This is a genomic window from Hydrocarboniphaga sp. FW305-C-57 (assembly GCF_058783045.1).
Map to the genome: position 1 here is coordinate 47536 of NZ_JBYSYG010000011.1, position 19369 is coordinate 66904.

Below are 19369 nucleotides of genomic sequence, written 5' to 3' on the forward strand. Positions count from 1 at the left end.
GTCGCCCGCCGCGCATTTTAACGGCATCGCCTGCAAGTCCTTCGCGTTGGTGCAAAAACGCTCCAGTCGCGGGATCTCATCCAGCAATCCTTATGCCCGTCGGCTTGCCGGAGTCGCCGTAGATTCAGGTGGCCGGGCTAGCCTGCGGGTGGAAGTTCGTTTGCATCGCGCATCGCCTGGACGATGTCCACATCACGCAGCACTCCGACGAGAAAGTCGCCGGAGCGTTTTCGCGTCCGGGGTCGCGCTCAATCAACCCATGCGCGCCGACGGGCTGCGTCGCCGCGACTGACCAAGGAGTGGTCCAGCGATGGATACCGGAAGCGGACTTCGGGCCGCATTCTCCCCTCGCCTGTATTTCCTGCATCCGCTCGTGGCCGGGCCGTTGCCGAACTGGAGCGCGCAGTTCGCACGCATCGCGGCGCTGGGTTTCGATCACGTGCTGCTGCCGCCGATCTTCGAAACCAGCCCGGGCGGGCGCCTGAGCCTGGTGGCGAATTTCGATCGCCCGCATGCGGCGCTGGCAGCCGGCAACGATGCGGTTTCAGCGCTGCGCGGCATCTGCCAGTCCGCGAGCAAGGCCGGGCTCAGGATCGTGCTCGATCTGGTGCTCGATCGCTGCGCGGCCGCCGGCGTCTTTGCACAGCAGCATCGCGACTGGCTCGACGGCGATGGTGCGGACGCGCTCGATCCGCGCGTCGATCCGCAATGGCGCGGCGGCGTCGGCATCCGGCTCGACGACAACGCCGTCATCGTCGACATGCAGCAGTTCTGGTGCGAGCGGATTGCGCGCTGGGTCGATGCGGGCGTCGCCGGCTTCTGCGTGCAATGGCCGCAACGCCTGCCGCGCCAGCTCATCGGCACGCTCATGCACGAAGTGCCGGGCTGCCGCTTCATCGCGGGCGCCCAGGGCATGGACTGGGCCGATCACGAAAAGCTCATCGGCCTCGATTACGACGCCGCGATCGGTTCGTCGGCCTTCTGGGATTTCCGCAGCAGCTGGTTCATCGACGAACAGACCTCGCTCTCGCGCGTCGCCCCGGTGATCGCGGTCGCCGAAGCGCCGTTCGAGGCGCGCGTGGCCCAGCGCTTCGTGCGTCGCGATCTGGCCGAACGCGCCGCCCGGCGCATCGCCCAGCTCGCCGCCCACGCGGGCTGCGGCTGGCTGGTGCCGATGGGCTTCGAATACGGCGCGATCGAGCCGCTCAATCCTACTGGGGGCGCGCCGTCCGACTTCGCGCGCTGGCGCGAAACGCCGAGCTTCGAACTCGGCAAGGACATCGTCGGCCTCAACCGGCAGATCGCGGCCAACGCGCAGCCGACGCTATCGCTGCTTCCGCTCAGCGGACCGGCGAGCAACTTTACGGCCGTGCTCAGGGCTGGGGACGCCGATGCGCGCCGCATCGATGAAGGCGTGGTGCTGATCGCCAACCCCGATCTCGAACATCCCGTCGAAGTCGCGCCCGCGAGCCTGCTCGGCGCCAATGCCGGCGGGCTCACGCAGCTGCGCGATGCGCAGGGCGAAGAACTTGCGCTCGATCATCCCTTGCAGCTGCAGGCCGGAGAGCTGCTGAGCCTGCGCGCCGAACGTCCCGCCCCGGTGCTCGCCAACGCGCTCACGCGAACCAAGCGCTCGCTCGATTCGGCCGTCAAGCTGCCACGCGTCGCGATCGAGGCGATCACACCCGCGATCGACGGCGGCGAGTTCGTCGTCAAGCGCATCGTCGGCCAGAGCGTGCAGGTCGAATGCGACGCCTTCATGGACGGCCACGATCAGGTCGCCGTCGCGCTGCTCTGGCGCGCGGCCGACGAGAGCCAGTGGAAGCAGATGCGCATGCGGCCGATCGGCAACGATCGCTGGGCCGGCGAGTTTCCGCTCGAACGCCTGGGCCGCTATCAATTCACGATCGAAGCCTGGCGCGACGCCTGGGCCAGCTATCGCCACGAGATCGAGAAGAAGCACGCCGCCAAGCTCAACATTTCGCTCGAGCTCACCGAAGGGCTCAGCATGGTCTGCGAGGCCTCGACGCGCGCGAGCGACGCGGACGCAGCCACGCTGCTGCGCGAGCTCTGCGGCGCCTTGTCCGACGCTGACGACGAGACGCGCTTCAAGGCACTGATCGCCGACGACACCGCCGAGGCGATGAAGCTCGCCGACGAACGCGCGTTCGCGGCGCGCCACGAGCCCTATCTGATCGTCGACGCCGAGCGGCCGGCCGCCGAATTCGCAAGCTGGTACGAGCTGTTCCCGCGTTCGATGAGCGGTGATCCGAATCGCCACGGCACCTTCCTCGACGTGATTCCGCAGCTGCCACGCATTCGCGAGATGGGCTTCGACGTGCTGTATTTACCGCCGATCCATCCGATCGGCCGCAAGCATCGCAAGGGCCGCAACAACAGCCTGACGGCGGGCCCCGACGATCCGGGCAGCCCGTATGCGATCGGTGCCGCCGAGGGCGGCTACGAGGCGGTCGATCCGCGGCTCGGCACGCTCGAAGACTTTCGCCGCATGCGCGATGCGGCTAGCGAGCATGGTATGGAGATCGCGCTCGATTTCGCGATTCAGTGCTCGCCCGATCATCCCTGGCTCAAGGATCATCCGGACTGGTTCGCCTGGCGTCCGGACGGCACGATCAAGTACGCCGAGAATCCGCCGAAGAAGTACGAGGACATCGTCAACGTCGATTTCTATGCGCAGGGCGCGATGCCCGCGCTGTGGGTCGCGCTGCGCGATGCGGTGCTGTTCTGGTGCAACGAAGGCGTGCGCTGCTTTCGTGTCGACAATCCGCACACCAAGCCGCTGCCGTTCTGGAAATGGATGATCGCGGACGTGCGCGGGCGCCACCCCGACGCGGTGTTCCTGGCCGAAGCCTTCACGCGGCCCAAGCTCATGAAGCGGCTCGCCAAGATCGGCTATTCGCAGAGCTACACCTACTTCACCTGGCGCAACAACAAGCACGAGCTCATCGAATACATCACCGAGCTCACGCAGACCGAGATGCGCGATTATTTTCGCCCGCATTTCTTCGTCAACACGCCGGACATCAACCCGGTGTTCCTGCAAACCTCGGGGCGCCCGGGGCACCTGATCCGCGCCGCGCTTGCGGCCACCTTGTCGGGGCTCTGGGGCGTCTACAGCGGCTTCGAACTCTGCGAGGCCACGCCGCTGCCGGGTCGCGAGGAATATCTCGACTCCGAGAAGTACCAGCTGCGCGTCTGGGACTGGGACCGCCCCGGCAACATCACGGCCGAGATCGCGCAGCTCAACTACCTGCGCCGCCGGCATCCGGCGCTGCAGTCGCACCTGGGCGTCGAGTTCCTCAATTGCTGGAACGATCAGCTCATGGTCTATCGCAAGAGCACGCCCGACCGCTCCAACGTCGTACTCGTGGCCGTGAGCCTCGATCCGCATCGCGCGCAAGAGGCCGATTTCGAACTGCCGCTGTGGGAATTCGGCCAGCCTGATCACGGCTTGCTGCTCGTCAGCGATCTGCTGCACGGCGGCCGCGCCTTCCACTGGAGCGGAAAGATCCAGCACCTGCGCCTGACGCCCGATCAGCCTTACGCGATCTGGCAGCTCAGCGCGCCGGCTCAACACTGACAATCAATCAAAGACGACAACGATCGCAAGGAGTGCGAGATGGCGACCGACTTCGGCGGCATCAATCCGGAAGAGCTCGAAGCCCTCGACGAGAACATCAGCACGCCCTCGTCCCGACGCAGGAAGAACAAGCTCAGCGACGACCCGCAGTGGTATCGCGATGCGGTGATCTACCAGCTGCACGTGAAGTCCTTCTTCGACGGCAACGGCGACGGCATCGGTGATTTTCGCGGGCTCATCAGCAAGCTCAACTACATCGCCGAACTCGGCGTCGACACGATCTGGCTGCTGCCGTTCTATCCGAGCCCGCGCCGCGACGACGGCTACGACATCGCCGAATACAAGGGCGTGCATCCGGACTACGGAACGATGGGCGACGCCAAGCGCTTCATCGCCGAAGCGCATGCGCGCGGGCTGCGCGTGATCACCGAGCTCGTCATCAACCACACGAGCGATCAGCATCCGTGGTTCCAGCGCGCGCGTCGCGCCAAGCCCGGCTCGGCGCACCGCAACTTCTACGTCTGGTCGGACACCGACCAGCGCTACAACGAAACGCGCATCATCTTCTGCGACACCGAGAAATCGAACTGGACCTGGGATCCAGTCGCGAACGCCTATTTCTGGCATCGCTTCTATTCGCACCAGCCCGACCTCAATTTCGACAATCCCGAAGTGCTCAAGGCGGTGCTGCGCGTGATGCGGCACTGGCTCGACATCGGCGTCGACGGCCTGCGTCTCGACGCGGTGCCGTACCTGATCGAACGCGACGGCACCAGCAACGAAAACCTGCCCGAGACGCACGCGATCCTCAAGACCATTCGCAAGGTCATCGACGACGAGTATCCGAACAAGATGCTGCTCGCCGAGGCCAACATGTGGCCCGAGGACGTGCAGGCCTACTTCGGCGGTGTGCCGGATGCCGGCAGTCAGGTGAGCCGCGGCGACGAATGCCACATGGCCTTCCACTTTCCGCTGATGCCACGCATGTACATGGCGATCGCGCAGGAAGACCGCTTTCCGATCGTCGACATCATGCGGCAGACGCCCGACATTCCCGAAGGCTGCCAATGGGCGATCTTCCTGCGCAACCACGACGAGCTCACGCTCGAAATGGTCACCGACAAGGAGCGCGACTATCTCTGGGAGACCTATGCCACCGAGCGCCGCGCGCGCCTGAACCTCGGCATCCGCCGCCGGCTCGCACCGCTGCTCGAACGCGATCCGCGCCGCATCCAGCTCATGAACTCGCTGCTGCTATCGATGCCCGGCACGCCGGTCATCTACTACGGCGACGAGATCGGCATGGGCGACAACATCCATCTCGGCGATCGCGACGGCGTGCGCACGCCGATGCAATGGACGCCCGATCGCAACGGCGGATTCTCGAAAGCCGATCCGGAACGCCTCGTGTTGCCGGCGCTGCAGGGCACGCTTTACGGCTACGAGGCGATCAACGTCGAATCGCAGTCGCGCGATCCGCACAGCCTGCTCAACTGGATGCGGCGCATGCTCATGATCCGTCGCCGCCATCAGGCTTTCGGGCGTGGCGCGATCCGCTTCCTGCGTCCCGCCAACCGCAAGATCCTCGCCTACGTGCGCTGCTACGAGAACGAGACCCTGCTCTGCGTGACCAACCTCTCGCGCACCGCGCAGGCGGTCGAACTCGACCTGTCGCCGTGGGCCGGCCTGACGCCGGTCGAACTGCTCGGCGACACCGCGTTTCCGCCGATCGGACAGCTCACGTATCTGCTCACGTTGCCGCCTTACGGATTCTTCTGGTTCTCGCTCAACGGTGCCGAGCAGTTGCAGCTGACCAGCCAGCGTCCGCCCGAGCAGTTGCCCGAGTTCATCACGCTGGTGCTGCGCAACGGCCCGATGGACGTGCTCAACGAACCGCTGCGCAGCACGGTCGAGCAGGAGATTCTTCCAGCCTACATGCCGCTGCGCCGCTGGTTCGCGTCGAAGGATCGCAAGATCGCCAAGACGCGGATCGCGTACGCGGCGCGCCTGTTCGATTCCAACGTCGCGTTCGCCGAAGCCGACGTGCACTACGGCGACGGCGAATCCGAGCGCTATCAGCTGCCCGTCGGCATCGCCTGGGATGAGGCGACCTTGCCGGCCCTGCCACAGCAGCTCGCACTCGCACGCGTGCGCCAGGGCCGTCGCGTCGGCTATCTGACCGATGGCTTCGCGCTCGAATCGCTCGCGCGTGCCACGCTCAAGGGGCTGCGCGAATCCGCGACGGTCGAGAGTCCGCAGGGCCGCATCGAGTTCCGCCCGAGCGCGCGCTTCAAGGTGCTCGAGATCGCCGACGACGCACCTGTGAACTGGCTATCGGCCGAGCAATCGAACAGCTCGCTGACGATCGCCGATGCCGCCGTCGTCAAGCTCGTGCGCCGTGTCGTGCCGGGCGTTCATCCCGAAGCGGAAATGACGCGCCATCTGACCGAATGCGGTTATGCGAACACCGCGCCGCTGCTCGGCGACGTGGTGCGCATCGACGGGAGCGGCACCGAACACACGCTGCTCATCGCCCAGGGCTATCTCTACAACGAAGGCGACGCCTGGCGCTGGGTGACCGATTTCCTCAAGCGCTCGATCGACCGCTTCTCGGTCGGCGAGGAAGACCCGCAGCAGCTCGAATCGGTGCTCACGGAATATTCGGCCTTCACGGCGAACATCGGCCAGCGGCTCGCCGAGCTGCACGCGACGCTGTCGCTGCCGTCGGCGAATCCGGCCTTCAGCCCGGAAAGCGCCACGCCGGCCGATCTGCAACGCTGGGCCGACGAAACCGCGCAGCAGCTCAACGAGGCGCTCGACATCCTGCAATCACGCCGCGACTGGCCCGACGAGGCGACCGCCGACATCGCGCGTCGCCTGCTGAGCGAGCGCCAGGCCCTGATCGCCGCGATTCGCGACAGCGCGAACACGCGCGGAGCCGCGTTGTGCACGCGTGTGCATGGCGATTTCCACCTCGGCCAGATCCTGGTGTCGCGCGGCGATTGCTACCTGATCGACTTCGAAGGCGAACCCAAGCGTCCACTCGAGGAGCGCCGCCGCAAGACCTCGCCGATGCGCGACGTCGCCGGCCTGCTGCGCTCGCTCGACTATGCGGTCGCCTCGGTCGCCGGCACCGAGAAGCGCACCGATGCTTCGCGCGCCCGTGCCGAAGACCTGCTGCGCAGGCTCGCGCGCATCGGCGAGGAAAGCTTCATCGGCAAGTACCGCGAAACCGCGGCGCTCGCTCCGCAGCCGTGGACGACCGAGCAGAACGAGTCCGCGCTGCTCGATCTGTTCCTGGTCCACAAGGCTTCGTACGAAGTCGGCTACGAAGCCGCGAATCGCCCGGCCTGGATCGGCCTGCCGGTGCGCGGCCTCGCCCACATCGCCACGCGCCTGCTGCCCAATGCGGCCGCCATCATCGGCGAAGCGGGCGGCAACGAATCGGAAGTCCACTCATGAAGCTCGCACACGAAGAAATGAGCGCCTTCGGCGGTCCGCCGCTGCCCGACGCGGGCGCGCTCGATGCCTTGATCCGCGGCTCGCACGGCGATCCTTTCGCCCTGCTCGGCCCGCGCCGCAGCGGCAGCGCGACCGCGGTCTACACGCTGCAGCCCGGCGCCGAGGCCGTGCAGCTGATCGCGCGCGACAGCGGCGAATTGCTCTGCGAACTGCGCATGCGCCATCCGGCCGGCTTCTTCAGCGGCGACTATCCGGGGCACGAGCCGTACCGGCTGCGCATCGTCTGGCCCGGCGACGTCGAGCAGATCACCGACGACCCCTACGCCTTCGGCCCGCTGTTGTCCGAGCGCGATCTCGAGCAGCTGGCCGACGGCGTGCATCCGCATTACGGCGACACGCTCGGCGCGCACGTGATGAGCATCGACGGCATCGCCGGTACGCGCTTCACGGTCTGGGCGCCGAATGCGCAGCGCGTGTCGGTGATCGGCGATTTCAACAGCTGGGACGGGCGTCGCCATCCGATGCGGCTGCGTCATCGCGCCGGCGTCTGGGAACTGTTCATTCCGGGCGTCGAAGCCGGCATGCTCTACAAGTTCGAGCTGCTGTCGCGCTGGGGCGAGCGCATCGAAAAGGCCGATCCGGTCGCGCGTGCGACCGAAGTCGCGCCGTCGACCGCATCGGTCGTCGCCGATCCGCGGCCATTGCACTGGACCGACGAGGCCTGGATGCGCAAGCGCGCCGGACGCCAGGCCGCGAACGCGCCGATCTCGGTCTACGAAATGCACACGGGCTCGTGGCTGCGCATCATGGAAGAAGCCGGTCGCTCGCTGTCCTGGGACGAGCTCGCCGACCGGCTCGTGCCGTACGTCGCGGGCCTGGGCTTCACGCACATCGAGCTGATGCCGATCATGGAGCATCCGTTCTACGGATCGTGGGGCTATCAGCCGCTCGGACTCTATGCGCCGACCGCGCGCCACGGTCGTCCCGAGGATTTCGCGCGCTTCGTCGATCGCTGCCATGCGGAAAACATCGGCGTGATCCTCGACTGGGTGCCCGCGCATTTCCCGACCGATGCGCACGGCCTCGCGCGCTTCGACGGCACCGCCTGCTACGAGCACGAGAATCCGTTCGAAGGCTTTCACAAGGACTGGAACACCTACATCTACAACCTCGGCCGCAACGAGGTTCGCAACTTCCTGCTCGGCAGCGCGATCGAGTGGGTCGAGCGTTATCACATCGATGCTTTGAGAGTCGACGCGGTGGCCTCGATGCTCTATCGCGATTACTCGCGCAATCATGGCGAATGGGTGCCGAACCAGTACGGTGGTCGCGAAAATCTCGAATCGATCGCCTTTCTGCGCGAGATGAACCAGCTGATCCACGAACGCTGCCCGGGCGCGATCACGATCGCCGAGGAATCGACGGCCTGGCCGCAGGTTTCGGGGAAGATCGAGGACGGCGGCCTGGGCTTCGATTTCAAATGGAACATGGGCTGGATGCACGACACCCTGCACTACCTGCAGACCGATCCGATCTATCGGCGCTGGCATCACGATTCGATGACCTTCGGTCTCATGTACGCCTATTCCGAGCGCTTCATGTTGCCGCTGTCGCATGACGAGGTCGTCTACGGCAAGGGCTCGCTGATCAACAAGATGCCCGGCGATTCCTGGCAGCAGTTCGCGAACCTGCGCGCCTATTTCGGTTTCATGTGGGCGCATCCGGGCAAGAAGCTACTGTTCATGGGCGGCGAGATCGCGCAGCGACGCGAATGGAACCACGACGGCTCGATCGAGTGGGATCTGCTCGACGATGCGCAGCATCGCGGCGTGCAGAAGCTCGTGCGCGATCTCAACGCGCTGTACGCCGCGCGACCCGCGCTGCACAAGCTCGATGCCGATCCCGCAGGCTTTTCGTGGCTCGTCACCGACGATCGCGACAACGGCGTGTTCGCGTTCCTGCGCTGGCCCGGCGATGGCGGCGCGCCCGTTCTGGTCGTCAGCAACTTCACGCCGGTGCGCCGCGAGGACTATCGCATCGGCGTGCCGTTCGCGGGCTGGTGGAACGAGTTGCTCAATACCGATTCAGCCGACTACGCGGGTTCGAACGCGGGCAACGGCGGTGGTGCGCAGACCGACGGCGAATGGGCGAACGGGCATGCGCAGTCCCTGCGGCTGACCCTGCCTCCGCTGTCGACGCTGTGGCTGTCGCCGTAGCGATCAGCGCACGGCCGGCTTGCGCAGGAAGGCCTCGATCTCGTCGATGCGCAGCTGCGCATCGCGATAGCCGATATGCACGAGTTCGCTCGTGAACGCCGAGTCGAACAGCAGATAGCTCATCAGATCGGCGCTCTGCGCCTCGGGTGCGCCGAGCCCGTCCATGACGTAGCGGATGCTGCGCGGCATGCGATGCGCGAGCGTCTTGGCCACCACGGCCAGGTCCTCGGACGGCGTGATGCAGAGCGGCTCGACCACGCGCATGGGCTCCGACACTTCCACCGTCGCGGATTTGCGCGCCGCGGCCTGGTACGCGGAAACCAGCTCGTTCATGCGCTCGAGATGATCGAGGTCGGCGTCGAGGTGATCGAGAAAGATCGCGTTGAGGAAGACGCCGCAGATCTGCGACAGCGGCGGCCGGCGCAGGTATGTGCCCTCGCCGGGCGCGAGTTCGGCGCGCAGCAGATCGCCGGCGACGGCGGCCGAGCGGATGCCGATGGCGAACAGCTTCTCGGCGCCGAGCCGTATCGCCGGGCTCAGCGGCGCCGTCAGCCGCATCGCTCCGTCGCCGAACCAGGCCTTGGCTCCCGATGCGGCGAGCGCAACGGGCGGGAACACCAGCGGAATCGCGGCCGAGGCGCAGACGTGATCGACCGTGAGCCGCGCCTGCAGCGCGACGCGCCGGCTCTTCTGCCACAGCGCATGGCCGGGCCGACCCTGGATGAAGGTGAAGGCGCGTCCCGAGTGGTAGCCGGTGGCGGTGATCGCGAGCGCGTGCAGATGGCCGCGATCGATCGCGGTGGCGATGCCGTCCAGCGGCAGCGAGCGGGCGAGGAACCGGCGTAGCGGGGCCGCGTCGAGCAGCGCCTGCGTGCGACCCGCGCCGATCATCCCCCCGAGCGCGAGATCGGTGCCCATGCGGGCTACCGTGGTCGCCAGCGCCCGCGTGTCCACGCGCACGACCTCGCTCATGCGCAGCGTGGTCCACAGCTTGGCGAGACGGTCGGTGGCCGCGCCGAGGTCGCTGCCGAAAGCCGCCATCGCCGCGCCGTTGATCGCCCCGGCCGAAGCGCCCGCGATGATCGGGAACGGCGACGGCTTGCGGCGCAGCGCCGGAATCTCGCCGATGCGCTTGAGCACGCCCGCCTGGTAGGCCCCGCGCGCTCCGCCGGCCGTCAGCACGAGCCCGGTCATGCCGGCCGCAGGGGCGGGTGCTTCCACTTTGGCTGCCATGTCGCGTTCCTCGTCGCCTTCGGTTCCGGTCTGCCGCTTGCGGTGCAGAATCAATGCCATGCGAGATCGCTGGGACGTGGTCGGGCTCTCTTTAATCTTCCACCGGCCGTGCCGATAATGGTCTGCGGCGTGACCCGGGAGAGCCCATGCCGGAAGAGCCATTACCACTAGAACAGCAGCTCAAGGAGGGTCCGGCGGGGCAGATCCTCGTGCATCTGGCGACGCCGGTCTGGCTCGTGGATCTCGATCCGGTGCGGGTGGTCTGGGGCAATCGGGCCGCGGCCGAATTGCTGCGCCAGCCCAGCGTCGAGGCGCTCTGCGCATACGACTTCGGTCCTTTCGAGGCCGGCGATGTCGCGCGGCTGCACCATTTGCGGCGGCAGCTCGAACTCGGCGAGACGCCGACAGCGAGCTGGGTCACACACGCCAACGGTGCCCGCATCGCCCTGCAGTGCCATTTCGCACCGTATCGGCTCGCGGACGGCCGCAACCTGATCCTCGTCGAGGCGCACGAAGCGGCCGGGCCGGCGATCCTGATCGAAGACCTGCGCTCGATCGAAAGCTTCCGTCATTCGTCGCCGCTCACGCTGATGGTGTCGATGGACGGCGAGGTCGTGCTGGCCAACCCGGCCGCGATCGAGGCCCTGCCGAGGCTGCGGCGTTCGGGCGCCTGCTGGCAGGATCTGTTCGAAGATCCCGAAGCCGGCCTCGGCCTGCTCGAAGAGGCCGCCGCGCATGGCGGCATGCGCAGCGAATTCAGCCTGCACACCGACAACGGCGGCCACTGGTACATGGCCGACCTGCGGCTCGCGCGCGATCCGAGCGACGGCGAGCACTGCCTGGTGGTCACGCTGTCCGACCTGTCCGAGCGCCGGCAGCTCGAGCAGCGCGTCCGCGAAAGCGAGTCGAGCATCCGCCAGGCGATGGAGCTCGCGCCGGTTCCGTTGCTGATCCTGTCCTCGTTCGGCAAGACGCCGCTCTACGCCAACGCGGCCGCACTGCGACTGTTCGCCAGCGACACCGCGCAACTGCCGGAGGACTCGCGCAAGCTCGTCCAGCTCAACAGCGCGGTCATGCGCGACATCTTCGACAAGCTGCGCTTCGGCCAGACCTACGGCCCGCGCGACGCCCGCCTGTTCGTAGCCCAGGACCGCCAGCTCACGCTGCGCATCACCGCGCAGACGCTGACTTACGACGGCGAGCTCGCGATGATCCTGAGCCTGGTCGACGTCGACGAGCTGCGCCAGGCCGAAGCCCGGCTCAACGAAGCGCTCGAGCGCGAGCGCGACCTCAACCGGCTGCAGAAGCAGCTGGTCTCGGTGGTCTCGCACGAGCTGCGGACGCCGCTGGCGGTGATGGATTCGGGCGTGCAGCGCCTACTGCGCCATCACCAGGACTGGCCGGCCGACGAAACCTCCGAGCGCCTGCGCCAGCTTCGCCAGAAGATCGAGCGTCTGTCCGCACTCGCCGAACGCCTGCTCGACTCGGCCCGGCTCGACGAAGGCAAGGTGGCGTTCCAGCCCACGCCGTTCAACCTCGTGCAACTGATCGACAAGGTCATCCAGCAGCAGACCGAGCTCGCGCCGCTCAACGAGATCCAGTTCGCCTTCGATGGCTTGCCCGACGAGATCAACGCCGATCCGCAGCTGATCGAGCAGGTGCTGACGAACCTGATCGGCAACGCCGTGAAGTACTCGCCGGGCGGCACGCCGGTCCGCGTGGAGGCGCATCGCGGCGGCGATTACGCGGTCATCGAAGTGCGCGACCGCGGCCTCGGCATTCCGCTGCACGAACAGCCGCAGGTGTTCGAACGCTTCTTTCGCGCGAGCACCACGCTCGACATTCGCGGAACCGGCCTGGGGCTCTACATCACCCGCCAGCTCGTCGAACTGCACGGCGGCCGCATCGAACTGCACAGTGAAGCGGGCGTCGGTACGACGGTGAAGGTTTATTTGCCGGCGTGAGGCGTGACCAGGCTTGGGTATCGTTCTCCGCCCGCAAGCGCTTTTTACCCCTCACCCCTCACGTCATTTCAGCATCTGTCCGAACTGCTCGAGCGACAGCGAGCGCGTGAACAGGAAACCCTGGCCGTGCAGGCAACCGAGGCGCGAGAGCTTGTCGCGCTGCGATTCGGTCTCCACGCCTTCGGCCACCACCATGAGCCCGAGCGTCGAGCCCAGCGCGATGACGCTGCCGACGATGGCCTGGTCGACCGGCGAGACATCCACGCTCTGCACGAACAGCCGGTCGATCTTGATGCTGTCGACCGGAAAGCTGCGCAGATAGGTCAGCGAAGCATGGCCGGTTCCGAAATCGTCGATCGCCACGTGCACGCCAAGCTCGCGCAGCGAACGCATCACCTGCGCGGCTCCGCTGAGGTCCTGGATGATCGCGGTTTCGGTGATCTCGATCTCGAGCGCCTGCGGCGGAATGCCGTGGCGTTCGAGCGCGGTGGTGACCGACTGCACGAGTCCGTTCTGCAGATCGGCGCCCGAGACGTTCACCGCGACGACGATCTCGCGATGGCCGCGATCGCGCAGCGTGCGCAGGCCACGGAGCGCCTGATCGAGCACCCAGGGCGTGAGCATGCCGATCAGTCCCAGGCGTTCGATCACCGGGATGAACAGTCCGGGCGAGATCACACCAAGCGTCGGGCTGTGCCAGCGCACCAGCGCCTCGGCACCGATGATGCGGCGATCGCGCAACTCCAGCTTGGGTTCGTACTGCAGGAACAGCTCGCCCTGCGCGATCGCCTGCGGCAGCGTCTCCTCGACATGCCGCAGCAGGCGCAGGCGCTCGGTGGCCTTGGGCGTGAGCACCACGACTTCGTCGGCGCCCTCGCGCCGGGCCAGATGCAGCGCGACGAGGGTTTCGTCGAGGAAGGCGCCCACCGACACTTCGGGTACCGGCTCGTAGGGCGCGAGCAATATCGTCGTGCGCAGGCGCACCAGCGAGCCGTCGATCTGCGTCTGCTGGTCGCGCAGCGCATCGAGCCCGCGCACGAGCTTTTCGCGATTGGTGCGGCGTGCGATCACCAGCGCATACAGATGCGGAGACAGATCGAACACGCGCGTATCGAGCACCGGATCGATCTGGCGCAGGCTGGCGAGGAACGAATGCAGGCTGCGCTGCTGATGTTCGGCGCCACGCGCCACGTCGAGATACTGCAGCTCGCTCGGGCGCAGCAGCAGTAGGTCGACCGGTTCGCTCGCCTCCTGCAGCGCCGTGAGCAAGGCCGGCCGGCCCGACAGGCTCGACATCAGCGACTGGCTCAACAGCGTCTCGATCTGCTGCTGCGCGGCGGCGAGTTCGGTCTGCATGCGGCTGCGCGCACGCGCCACCGATTGCAGGCGCGAACGCAGCAGGCTCAGCAGCAGATCGAAATCCACCGGCTTGACGAGGTAATCGTCGGCACCGAATTCGCGCGCCTGGATCAGGTCGCTCTTCTGTCCGTGGGCGGTCAGGAACACGAACGGAACCTGCGCCGAAGGCAGAGCGGACGCGCGCAGCTGCTTGAGCAGTTCGAGGCCGTTGATGTCGGGCATGGTGACATCGCAAAGCACCAGATCGGGCTGCTGCGTCTGCAGCAGTTCGAGCGCCTTGCGGCCATCCGGCGCTTCGAACACCACGTAGCCTGCATCCTGAAGTTCTTCGACCAGGTCGCGCCGCAACGACGGCTCGTCCTCGACGCAGAGTATGCTCGCCGCACTCATCAGGTTCCCTCCTTCTCCACTGCACCGGTGGTCCCGTGCAATGGCAGGACCACTCGAACCTCCGTTCCAGCTCCGAGCTTGGAATCGATTTCTAACTTGCCTTCGTACATCTCCGCAAACACGCGTGCGAGGCGCAAGCCCGCTCCGCTCGTGTCGCCCCCATGTTCGAGCGGCCTGAGCAATGCGCGGGCGACCACTTCCTCGGACATTCCGGGTCCGCGGTCGCTGACCGAAATCGTCAGCCGGCGGCCGGCGGCCTCGGCGCGGATGCGCACCGGCGTCCCCACCGCCGAATGCCGCAGCGCATTGTCGACGATCACCGACACGATCACCCGCAGCATCGCCTGGTCACAGCGTACCGAAGCGGCTACCACGGCGGGATCGAGCAGCAGATCGCGTGCCCGGCCGGGGTGCTGGCGCAGCAGGCGATGGCTCACGCCCTGCAGCAACTCGTCGAGATTGCATTCGGGCATCTCGCCGTTGTTGCGCTGCGGCTCGAAGCTCATGAACGCGCTGGCGCTGTCGATGACTTCGGACAACCTGCGGACCGCCGCACGCAGTTCTTCGGAGCGCTCGGCGATCGACTGCGCGGACAGGCGGTCGCCGCGCCGCACGAGCGACTGCGCGATGCTGTCGACGATCGACAGCGGGTTGCGGAACTCGTGGCTGATCGCGCTGATGAAGCGGCGCTGCGACGCGGTGACGCGCTGCTCTTCCAGCAGCGCCACTTCGAGCCGGTGCTGCGCCTGCACGAGCGCCTCGTTGGTCTCGGCGAGCTGCTCGCCGACGCGCACGATCTGCTCGCCCATGCGATCGAGATCGCGAATGTCGAAGCGCAGATGGCCGGCCTGCAGGCGCTGGCCGCGGCCGATCGCGATAAGCGCCTGCGAGATGCGCGACAGCGCGCCGCCGAGTTCGCGCCCGAGCGCACGGGCGCGCCGGCCGAGCCAGGTCGTGAACACCACGAACAGCACGATCGTGGCGAGCACCATGCCCAGCCCCGCCATGATCAAGCGCTCATTGAGCCTGGCCGCCTGCTCGACGATGGTGTCTTCGGACGCCAGCAGCAGCAGCGTCCACTGCGGCCCCTCGATCGGCGCCCAGGTCGAGTGCAGCAGCTGGCCGCCGAGCCGCAGATTGCCGAGCCTGCCGGCACCACCCGAGGCCATCGACGCGGCGAGCTCGCGCGTATCGGCACGCTGATGGATATTGAGCCGCTCGGGCCGGACCGCATCGCCGTTGCGCGGGTTGACATGCTCGAGCACGTCGGCCTCGCTAAATCCCCAGGCATGCTCGCCTGCGCGCGGCATCGCCAGCACCGTGCCGTCGCGGCTCAGCAGCACGCCATAGGCATTCCAGGGCAGACGCAGGTCGAGCACCTGCTGCACCAGCGCATCGACCGCGATGTCGATGCCGACGACACCGATCAACGTGTTGTCGCGATACAAGGGCGCCACCGACGACATCATCCAGCGATCGGTCGCCGGATCGACGTGGATCGCGGTCCAGACGGCCTGATGCGATGGATTGTGCCGGGCGTCGGCCGCCAGGTAGTACGGTGTTTTGGTGAGGTCTGTTGTCGACGAAAACGACTGCACGCTGTCGCTGTACGGAAAGATGCGCGTGTACGACTCGCGCGTGGTCAGATACAGCTTGGCGATCAGCGGATCGGTCTGCTTGATCGAGCGCATGAGCGGATCGAGCTGCGAGCTGCGCTTGACCGTTTCGAGCTGCTCGGCGGACAGTGGCGTCGCGCTCGCATAGAACGCCGCAGCCGCTCCATCGGCATTGGACGACTGTGTGACAAAGCCGCGCTCTGGCGAGAACGAATAGCGCTGCATCTCGCCCGCGCCGGGCTCGTAGGGCCGCGCGAGCGCGCGCGTCGCCTGCTCGGCGAACAGGCTCGTGAGTTTGGTGATCGAGGCCAGGCGGCTGTCGATGGCGAGCGCTTCGCGCTGGGCCATGCGCGCGAAATCGTCCTCGGCCGCCGGACGGATCACGCCGATGTTGGTCCGGTAGGTGATCAGCGTGCTGATCCAGTACGTGGCGAGAAAACCGATCTCGATCGCCAGAATCGGGAACAGCGCCGACCGCAGATAGGCCCGCCACAGCCAGCGGCCGAGCGGCACCGGCTTGAACGCGGGCGCTTCGAGGCCCGCATCGTCCTGCCGGTTTTTTTCGCTCCTGCGTGCTTCCATCGTGGACGTCAGCCGGTGAGCCTGGGGCAGGATCGTACCTGCGGCCCCTGGGAACGAACAGGGGCGAAAGAATACCCGGGACGCGACGCTACTCGTTGCAATGCGGCGCTTGCGCGCCGGCCTGCGGCTCGGTCATCGCCGCGAGCAAGGCCTGGCGATTGTGGCGCGCGCGCACATGCGTGGGGTCTGCGGTCAGCGCGCGATCGTAGGCTGCTATCGCCGCGTGCCGGCAACCTTCGAGCTGCAGTGCGTAACCGAGGTTATTCCACGGCCTCGCCTTGTGCGGCGACGCCTGCGCGGTCACGCGCCAGAGTGCGATCTCGCTGCGATAGTCGCGATTACGCAGATGCGTGAGCACGGCCAGCAAGCCGCAGAGCGCGAGCATCGCCATTGCGATAGGGCGACGCGGCGCAGACAGCCAGCCGCGCGCCGCGCATTCGAGCCCGACGATCAGCCAGAGCCCGATGCCGGCGAAGTACAGCTGCCGGTCGTTGACGAGATCGTTGCGCGGCAGCAGCGAATTGGTCGGCAGCAGTTGCAGCACGAACCAGCCGGCGCCGAACGCGAGCCAGGGCCGCGTACGGCGCAACGCGAACGCCGCGAGCAGCAGGGCGAGCATCGTCGCGAGCTGCATCGCCAGGCCCAGGCTCCAGCGCTGCGCTTCGGCAATATCCGGATCGAGGTTCGGCGCGCGCAGCAGCAGCGCGAGCTTGAGCAGGTCGAACACGGCTGCGATCTGCGACAGCAGGTTGTCCGCGATCGAACGCGCGCCGAGGCTGCCGAGCAGAAAGTCTTCGTAGTTCGAGCGCGGCAACAGCCACAGCGCGAGCGCGATCGGCAGCAGCCAGAACGGCAGCGCGCGCCAGCGCGAAGCCTCGCTGCGGCCGAGGCCGAAGCGCGCGAGCAGCCACAGCGTCGGCGCGAGCATCACCGCGGGTTCCTTGACCGCGAGCGCGGCGAGGTAGGCGAGCAGCGAGAGCGCCAGCGACAGCCGGTCCGAACGCAGGCGATCGGCCGCGAGCGCGAGCAGCAGCAACAGGCTCATGAGCGACACCGAGCGTGCGCTGATGTAGCTGACCGCTTCGGTGTTGGCCGGATGCAAGGCGAAGATCAAGGCGCTCAGCAAGGCCGCGCGCGCCTGCGTGCGCTCATCGCATTGCGGCAGCCAGCGCCGCGCGGCGAACTCGGCGAAGCCGCGCACGAGCAAGGCGTTGGCGAGATGGATCAGCACATTGGTGCAATGAAAGCCGGCGGCGCCGAAGCCGATCGCGTGATCGAGCCAATAACTGAGCTTGAGCAGCGGCCGCAGTCCGTGGCCGAGATCGGCCCACCAGGCCGCCAGGCTCTGCACCGCCCTGGCATCGACGATGACGGTGTAGTCGTCGAACTGGAACGGCCCACTCAGCGCATTGGCATACGCGAGCAGCACCGCGCAGGCGATCAGCAGCGCATCGCAGCGCTGCCGTGTGAACTCAGGGCGCGGCTTCATGCACTTCGCGCGCGGCGCGCAGGCCCGAGTACAGCGCGCCCTGCATCCAGCGTATCCACGGACTCGTGTGATCGCCCGCGAAATGCACGCGGCCCTCGACGCTCGCCAGATGCGCGGCGTGGCGCGTCATCTCGCCCGGCGCGAACCAGGCCGAGGCTCCGCGCACGTGCGGCTGCGCATCCCAGCTCCAAGAAGCCGCCGATTCGCACTGCGCAAGCGCGCCCGGAAAGACGCGATCGAGTGCGCGCAGGATCTCGTCGTGGCGCTCGGCTTCGGGCAGCGCCGCGAGCCTGCGTGCCTGCGCGCCGCCGCTGTAGGTCTGCAGCAGGCCACGCTTCGCATTCTGGAACGCGCCGACGTCGTAGACCGCGCTGATACCGCCGAGATCGGTCTGCGCCTGCCCGTTCTCGCCATGCGCGAGCCAGTAGCGGCTGCGCATCTGGAACGTCGTGCGCAAGGCCGAGAACGCGCGCTGCGAGGCGATCGCCGCCCGCTTGCCGGCCGACCATTGCGCCGGCGTTTCGATCTCGCGCAGTAGCCAGAAAGGCAGCGCACAAATGGCTCGATCTGCGCTGATGGTTTCGCGTTTTCCGTCGCGCAGATAGGCGATGCGCAGCTGCGATTCGACCTGCTCGATCGCGATCACGCGACAGCGCATCTGCACGCGGTCGCCGAGTGCGCTCGCGAAGGCCTGCGGCAGGCGATCGACGCCGTCGACGAAGCGGTAATGCGCGTTCGATCCGTTTTGCAGCAGGCTGTCGCGCAGCACGCACAGGGCCGACACGCTGGCGATGCCCTCGCCCCAGAGATCGCCCCAGCCGGCCGTGAGCAGTTCGGCCGCGGCCTTCGAGGCGCCCGCTTCGATCAAGGCTTCGGGCAAGGACAGCGCATCGAGCGCCGCATGCGTCGCAGCCGACCAGTTCGCGTCGACCGGATCGCCGATCCGCGCGAGCAGCGGCGCCTGATAGCGCGCGTACAGGCCATCGAAGCCGAGCGCTCGCTCGTCATCGCGCAGGGCGTAGGGCCAATCGGGCTCGCTCGATGCGCTCATGCGCAGGCGCCGGCCGCGCAGCAGGCGCACCGGCACGCGAGCGTCGTCGGGCGCGGCGGCGAGCGCGAGGTTGAAGGCGCGCGCGTAGTGCAGCACCAGCGCGTGCGCATCGGGCACGTACAAGGGACCGACTTCGGCGTGCAGCCCTTCGGCGAACGCGCCGCGCAGCGTGCGCGCACGCCCGCCGACGTCATCGCCGGCTTCGAGCACGCTGACGCGATGCCCGGCGCGATTCAGCTCATAGGCCGCGCAGAGCCCGGCAAGTCCGCCACCGATGACGACGACGGAGCTCGCGTCCGCGCTACGCGAAACCCTCGGCAAGGCGGCCAGCGGCGCACTCGCGAGCGCACGCAGCAGCCGCCGTCGCGGCATCGCGGACATCGGCGATGGCGCGCGCCGCCGCGGC

General features: G+C 67.3%; 9 protein-coding genes. 4 read left to right on the forward strand and 5 right to left on the reverse strand.

What is annotated here, in order from left to right; genetic code table 11:
- Positions 1–310: 310 nt before the first annotated feature.
- The 3 genes from AC3WUM_RS19485 to glgB are packed head-to-tail and all read left to right on the forward strand — an operon-like array spanning position 311 to position 9279.
- On the forward strand, positions 311–3601 hold the full coding sequence (locus tag AC3WUM_RS19485) for an alpha-1,4-glucan--maltose-1-phosphate maltosyltransferase (protein WP_492412338.1): 3291 nt from the start codon (positions 311–313) through the stop codon (positions 3599–3601).
- 39 nt (positions 3602–3640) lie between these two features.
- Positions 3641–7063, forward strand: coding sequence for a maltose alpha-D-glucosyltransferase (gene treS, locus AC3WUM_RS19490; RefSeq protein WP_492412340.1), 3423 nt, complete (start codon positions 3641–3643; stop codon positions 7061–7063).
- A complete protein-coding gene (gene glgB, locus AC3WUM_RS19495; protein WP_492412342.1) occupies positions 7060–9279 on the forward strand; it encodes a 1,4-alpha-glucan branching protein GlgB in 2220 nt (739 codons plus the stop codon). Before treS ends, glgB begins: the two co-directional genes overlap by 4 nt.
- A gap of 3 nt (positions 9280–9282) precedes the next feature.
- On the opposite strand, the gene AC3WUM_RS19500 is transcribed toward glgB, so the two are convergent.
- Positions 9283–10572: a patatin-like phospholipase family protein gene (locus AC3WUM_RS19500; protein ID WP_341919738.1), complete on the reverse strand. Its 1290-nt coding sequence runs from the start codon at positions 10570–10572 to the stop codon at positions 9283–9285.
- 86 nt (positions 10573–10658) lie between these two features.
- On the opposite strand from AC3WUM_RS19500, the gene AC3WUM_RS19505 reads away from it, so the two are divergent.
- The gene (locus tag AC3WUM_RS19505) at positions 10659–12476 is read left to right on the forward strand and encodes a sensor histidine kinase (RefSeq protein WP_492412344.1); all 1818 of its coding nucleotides are present in this window, start codon (positions 10659–10661) and stop codon (positions 12474–12476) included.
- 63 nt (positions 12477–12539) lie between these two features.
- On the opposite strand, the gene AC3WUM_RS19510 is transcribed toward AC3WUM_RS19505, so the two are convergent.
- The 4 genes from AC3WUM_RS19510 to AC3WUM_RS19525 all read right to left on the reverse strand — a co-directional run bounded on the left by AC3WUM_RS19510 (position 12540) and on the right by AC3WUM_RS19525 (position 19344).
- A complete protein-coding gene (locus AC3WUM_RS19510; protein WP_492412346.1) occupies positions 12540–14225 on the reverse strand; it encodes an EAL domain-containing response regulator in 1686 nt (561 codons plus the stop codon).
- Positions 14225–16423, reverse strand: coding sequence for an ATP-binding protein (locus AC3WUM_RS19515; protein WP_492412348.1), 2199 nt, complete (start codon positions 16421–16423; stop codon positions 14225–14227). The genes AC3WUM_RS19510 and AC3WUM_RS19515 overlap by 1 nt, the downstream gene beginning before the upstream one ends.
- A gap of 88 nt (positions 16424–16511) precedes the next feature.
- On the reverse strand, positions 16512–17912 hold the full coding sequence (locus AC3WUM_RS19520; RefSeq protein WP_492412350.1) for a hypothetical protein: 1401 nt from the start codon (positions 17910–17912) through the stop codon (positions 16512–16514).
- Positions 17896–19344 carry a flavin monoamine oxidase family protein gene (locus AC3WUM_RS19525; protein WP_492412352.1) on the reverse strand — a complete coding sequence of 483 codons (1449 nt, stop codon included), beginning with the start codon at positions 19342–19344 and terminating at the stop codon, positions 17896–17898. Before AC3WUM_RS19525 ends, AC3WUM_RS19520 begins: the two co-directional genes overlap by 17 nt.
- Between the last annotated feature and the right edge of the window lie 25 nt (positions 19345–19369).

What these genes read in the sequence shown, in the direction of transcription:
- AC3WUM_RS19525 (WP_492412352.1), bottom strand. Translation starts at nt 19,344, where the DNA reads ATGTCCGCGATGCCGCGACGGCGGCTGCTGCGTGCGCTCGCGAGTGCG.
- AC3WUM_RS19500 (WP_341919738.1), bottom strand. Translation starts at nt 10,572, where the DNA reads ATGGCATTGATTCTGCACCGCAAGCGGCAGACCGGAACCGAAGGCGAC.
- treS (WP_492412340.1), top strand. Translation starts at nt 3,641, where the DNA reads ATGGCGACCGACTTCGGCGGCATCAATCCGGAAGAGCTCGAAGCCCTC.
- AC3WUM_RS19485 (WP_492412338.1), top strand. Translation starts at nt 311, where the DNA reads ATGGATACCGGAAGCGGACTTCGGGCCGCATTCTCCCCTCGCCTGTAT.
- AC3WUM_RS19520 (WP_492412350.1), bottom strand. Translation starts at nt 17,912, where the DNA reads ATGAAGCCGCGCCCTGAGTTCACACGGCAGCGCTGCGATGCGCTGCTG.
- AC3WUM_RS19510 (WP_492412346.1), bottom strand. Translation starts at nt 14,225, where the DNA reads ATGAGTGCGGCGAGCATACTCTGCGTCGAGGACGAGCCGTCGTTGCGG.
- glgB (WP_492412342.1), top strand. Translation starts at nt 7,060, where the DNA reads ATGAAGCTCGCACACGAAGAAATGAGCGCCTTCGGCGGTCCGCCGCTG.
- AC3WUM_RS19505 (WP_492412344.1), top strand. Translation starts at nt 10,659, where the DNA reads ATGCCGGAAGAGCCATTACCACTAGAACAGCAGCTCAAGGAGGGTCCG.
- AC3WUM_RS19515 (WP_492412348.1), bottom strand. Translation starts at nt 16,423, where the DNA reads ATGGAAGCACGCAGGAGCGAAAAAAACCGGCAGGACGATGCGGGCCTC.